At 71.4% G+C, this 5,568-nt stretch carries 1 protein-coding gene and 1 pseudogene; both read left to right on the top strand.

All coding sequences use genetic code 11. From position 1 onward, the window contains the following. Window positions 1-26 precede the first annotated feature (26 nt). A pseudogene (locus ABD333_RS47815) lies at window positions 27-71 on the top strand (hypothetical protein); the annotation flags it as partial. Between the two features lie 9 nt (window positions 72-80). Then, on the top strand, window positions 81-5,568 hold a 5,488-nt coding region (locus ABD333_RS47220; RefSeq protein ID WP_344549477.1), incomplete at its 3' end, for an acyltransferase domain-containing protein.

Genomic DNA, 5,568 nt, shown 5'->3' with positions numbered 1-5,568 from the left:
CGTATGTGGGGTTCAGTCAGGCGTCGATGTTGTCGCCGACGGGCCGGTGCCGGGCGTTTTCGGCGGATGCCGATGGGTTCGTGCGCGCCGAGGGCGGCGGGGTGGTGGTGCTCAAGCGCCTCACCGATGCTCTGGCCGAGGGTGATCGGGTGCACGGGGTGATCGTGGGTGCGGCCACCAACAACGACGGCCGCACGATGGGGCTGGCGTTGCCCAACGCCGACGCCCAGGAGGCTTTGCTGCGGCACGTGTACACCGAGACGCAGGTGAGTGCCGATGAGGTGGTGTATGTCGAGGCGCACGGGACCGGCACGATGGCCGGTGACCCGGCCGAGTGCCGGGCGCTGGGCCGGGCGCTGGGCACCGCCCGTACCCGTGGCCCGTTGCCGATCGGCTCGGTGAAGTCCAACCTGGGGCACCTGGAGCCCGCCTCGGGCATGGCCGGGTTGCTCAAGGCGCTGCTGGTGCTACGGCACCGGATCATCCCCGCCACCCTGCACGCCGACGACCTCAATCCGGACATCGACTTCGACGCCTTGGGCCTGACCGTCACCACGCGGGCCCGGCCGGTGGAACCGGTGGGCGAGCGGCCGGTGGTGGGAATCAACTCATTCGGCTTCGGCGGCGCCAACGTCCACATCGCACTAGCCGCCCCGCCCTCGCCACAGATACCTGCTCTGCCTGGCCATGCCGCCCCGGGTACTGAGGTGGCGCTTGGGGCCGGTGCGGTGTCGGGCCTTCCGGTGGTGGTCTCCGCGCACAGCCCGGCGGCCCTGCAACGGGCTGCCGAACTCACCGCCGATCACCTGGAGTCGGTGCCCGAAGAGGACTTCTACGACGTCGCCTACACCGCTGTTCGACGGCGGGGCCTGCGTCGTCATCGCACGGTGGTCCTGGCTCCCTCGGCAGCGTCGGCGGGCCGGGCACTGCGGCGTCTTGCCGACGGGCAGGAGGAGAGCAGGTCAGGGCAGAAGAACGAGGGCCGGACAGCCCCGCCTGCCACACCCGTGCCGGACGGGGAAGACGACGTGACCGCGGCGGCGACGGCCGAGGCGGTGGAGCACGGCCGGGTTGCTCTGGTGTTTTCTGGCAACGGTTCGCAGTGGCCGGGGATGGGCGCTGATCTGTTGGCCGGGGACGCGGTGTTCGGTTCGGCGGTGGAGGCCGTGGACGCGGAGTTGGCTGCGCTGCTGGGCTGGTCGGTGGCGGCTGAGCTGGCGCTGCCGCCGCGGCGGTGGCGGCTGTCGGCGACCGAGGTGGCGCAGCCGCTGCTGTTCGCCGTCCAGGTCGGCCTGCTGGAGGTGCTGCGGGCCGCGGGCGTTCGCGCCTGCGCCGTGGTGGGGCACAGCGTCGGCGAGGTCGCCGCCGCCTACGCCGCGGGCGCGTTGACCCTGGCGCAGGCGGCGCGGGTGATCGCCGAACGCGGCGAAGCCCAGGCGGTGACCCAGGGCCAGGGACGAATGGCCGCCGTCGGGCTGCCCCAAGACCAGGCCCGGCCGATCCTGGACGCCTACCCGGGCCTGGAGATAGCGGCGGTCAACACCGACCGGGACGTCACCATCGCCGGTCCCAAGGGGCCGCTGGCCTCGCTCGCCGCAGACCTGGCCGAACGCACGGTGTTCTTCCGCGAACTGGAGGTCGACTACCCCTTCCACAGCGCCGCCATGGACCCGATCCGGGACCGGCTGAGCGAGCGGCTGGCCGACCTGGCACCGGCGCCGACACAGATTCCGCTGCTGTCCACCGTGACCGGCGGCCCCGTGCACGGAACCGAACTCAACGCCGACTACTGGTGGCGCAACGTACGCCAGCCGGTACGGTTCGCCGCCGCCGTCGAGCAAGCGATCGCCCACGGCACCGACGTACTGGTGGAAGTCGGCCCACACCCGGTCCTGCGGTCCTACCTGCGCCGCATCAGCAACACCACCAAGACCCGCACCGCCGTCGTTCCCACGCTGCTGAACGGAGGACGTGGCCCGGCGAACGTCCGCGACGCGGTGGCGCACCTGATCGCAGCCGGGACACAACTGGAATGGGATCGGTTCTTCCCCCGCCCAGGCACCGTACGGACCCTGCCCGCCTACCCCTGGCAACGCGAACGGCACTGGATCGGCCGACCCGAATCCTGGGCACCCAGAATCGGCGACGCCACAATCCAGCACCCACTGCTGGGCGAACGGCTTCCCACACTCCAACCCACCTGGCACGCGGAGCTCGCCCCGCCACGGGTGCGCTGGGCGGGCGATCACCAGATCTTCGGGACCGCGATCATGCCCGCCACCGCCTATGTGGAGATGGCCATCGCCGCCGGGCGCCTGACCCTCCCCGAGGCGGCCGAAGCGGTGGAGGTCGACCGGCTCACCATTAGCCGCGGGCTGGCGATGCCCGCCGACGCGGAACCACCGTACGTCCAGACGACGCTGTCGCCCGAAACCGGCGTGGTCACCATCGCCAGCGCCGACAGCCGCAACGCCGAACCCATGGAGAACGCACGGGCGCGGGTACGGCCCCTGCTGCGCCAGACTCCGCCACCGCTGGACATCGCCGCGCTACGCGACCGTATCCGCACCCCCGTCGACGTGCCCGATCACTATTCGCGAGCGGCCGAAGGCGGCATCATCTGGGGCCCGGCGTTCCAAATCTTGACCGACCTGTGGGTCGGTGACAATGAGGTCCTGGGCGCCTACTCCTGTCCCGCTCAGACCGACGGCGATTACCACGCCCATCCGGTGATCCTCGACAGCCCGCTGCAGGCAGCGGTCTACTGGCTGGTCGATGACTTGCTGAGCGGCATCGGTTACATGCCCGGCGAGATCGGCACCGTCCGCTTGTGGGGGACGCCCGCTTCCGCGGGCATGGTGCACGTGCGGCGGCGACCGCGCACCGTCACCGGCGAGATCTGCTTGGACATCACCATCGCCGACGCCGACGGCCGCGTCACCGCGGAGGTGCTGGGCTGCCGGATGCGCAGGCTTGCGCGCAGCACGCTCACCCCCTTGGCCCGGTACAAGGTGGAACTGCGTGCCGCGCCCCGGGCAAACGAACGCGTCTCCGCGCGGGGGCAGGAGGGCTCCGGCGAGGTAGATCCCCGGCACGTGCTGGCCGACGCGGCCGCCGACATCGACCGGCTCCGATCGGCATGGCGCGAGCTGGACTATCCGGCGTACGCGCAACAGCTGGAAACGGCCTCTGCCTATGCGCTGGCGACGGCCCTCGCCACACTGACCGCCGATCCGACCGAAGCACAGCCTCTGGACGATCTGGTGTGTGCGGGCGGGAAACCGCACCAGCGGAGCTTGCTGCGCCTGGCATTGCCTCTGCTGGAGCGACATGGCCTGCTGGAGCGGCCCGACGAAGGGCACGCACGCATCGCCGCCCGCGCCGTGGGAGCCTCAGGCGCCGCGCGGCTGCAGCGGATGCAGGCCGAGCTGCTCGACAGCGGAGGTGCCTTCGTCGCGCAGACCGCGCTGGCGGTGCGGGCCGGTCGCTGCCTGCCCGGACTGCTGCGCGGTGAGTGCTCCGAAGCCGACGTGCTGACCGGCGGCGGGGGCATGGAGCTGCTCGAACAGGTCCACGACATCGGCCCGATCGCCCTGTTCACCAACCGGATCGCCCGAGCGCTCACCGAGCAGATCGTACGACGCTGGCCGGACGACCGGCCGTTGCGCGTCCTGGAGGTCGGCGCCGGAACGGGCGGCACCACCGCCGCATTGCTCCCCGCCCTCCCTCCCGATCGCACCCGCTACACCGTCACCGACCGGAACGAGACCTCGGTGATGCGGCTACGGCAACGCTTCAGCGCCTACGACTTCGCCGACCACGCCGTCCTGGACTTCGACCGCGACCCCATCGAGCAGGGATACACCGCAGGTGACTTCGACCTGGTGATCGCCGCGGGGACCCTGCATCTGGCCACAGACCTCAGAGCCGCCCTCGGCCGCATCTCCGCGCTCCTGGCCCCGGACGGCCTTCTGCTGACCACCGGGCCGCATCGCCCTGACAGGGACATCTGCACTGTAGGGATGCTGGCGGAGTTCTGGAGCCGCACCGATCACGAACTACGCCCGCACTCGCCGCTGCTGGAGCGTCGGCAGTGGACGCTCCTGCTCGCCGAGGCCGGTTTCACCAAGATCGTCCAGACTGGAGACGACCACGAGCCCGCACTCGGCGACTTCTCGGTGGTCCTCGCCACCGCTGGGAGGGCCTCGGCCACCACCAGGACGACGCCGGGCGCCGCCATGGGCCCCGTCGGCGGCGCGGACGGCTCCGCCGGCGGCGCGGACGGCTCCGCCGACGGGAACCGCCAGTCCGCCGCCGATCCGGCCACTACCTGGATCATCGCCGGCGAGGACGGCCCGACCGAGCTCACCGACACCCTCCAGGCGCTGATGCAAGGAGGCGACGGCCAGGTAGCCCAGGTCCCGCTCCATGACCCCGACCAGTGGAACGATCTCGTCCCCGCCGACGCCGAAGCGCTCACCCTCGTGATCATCCTCGGCGGCCCCGCGGCGGAGCACGGCTCCGATCCGGCTCCCGGTACCGTGGTGGAGCAGCTCACCCGCCGGGCCGCAGCGCTGAGGGCCTTCGCGGCGGCCTGCCAGCGGCCGTCCCGGCCCCTGCGCGTCTCGCTCTGGTTGGTCGCCCGCCCGTGCGGGGCGCTACCGGAGCCCGACATCGGTGACGCGGCGATGCATCCCGAGGATGCCGCCACCTGGGGGACCACGCGTACGCTGGCCAACGAGCACCCGCACATCAAGGTACGGCGGGTATGCGTGCACCCGAGCGGTGACGCCGTTCACGACGCCCGCCGGCTGGCAGCCGAGTTCCTGGACGCGGGCGACGAGGACGAACTGCTGTTGACGCGCCAAGGCCGGTTCGTGCCACGGCTGGTCGAGGCCGGCGACCATACCGTCCGCACGCCGATCGGCCCGGCGACCGCGTTCAAGTTGCACATCCACAATCCGGGGCGGTTCTTCACCCCGGTCTGGCGGCAGACCACGCCCCCCGTTCCGGGCCCGGACCAGGTGACGATCGAGGTACGGGCGACCGGCCTGAACTACCGCGACCTGATGTGCGCGGTCAATCTGCTGCCCAGCCAAGCCATGGAGAGCCTCGTCGGTGGCCACCATCTCGGCCTGGAATGCGCCGGCGTCGTCGCCACCATCGGTTCCGATGTCACCGGGTTCAGCCCCGGCGACAGAGTCCTGATCTGTTCGCCGTGCAGTATCACCACCCATGCGGTGGCCCAGGAGGAGTACGTCGTCGGCATACCTGACACGATGACCTTCACGGCGGCCGCCGGCATCCCGATGGCGTTCGCCACCGCGCTTCACGCGCTGACCACCTGCGCACGGCTGGAGGCCGGCGAGACGGTCCTGGTGCACGGCGGCGCCGGCGGCGTCGGGCTGGCCTCCCTGCACTACGCGCACCTTCTCGGAGCTCGCGTGATCGCGACGGCCGGTACCCCGCTCAGGCGTGACCTGCTGCGCGCGTGGGGTGCGGACCACGTGCTCGACTCACGGAGCCTGCACTTCGCCGAGCAGATCAAGGACCTGACCGGCGGGCACG

It is taken from the genome of Actinomadura fulvescens, assembly GCF_039533225.1.
In the GTDB taxonomy this organism is placed as follows: Bacteria; Actinomycetota; Actinomycetes; order Streptosporangiales; family Streptosporangiaceae; genus Spirillospora; species Spirillospora fulvescens.
Note: the sequence above shows the minus strand (reverse complement) of the source record. Positions and strands in the feature narration are given on the sequence as shown.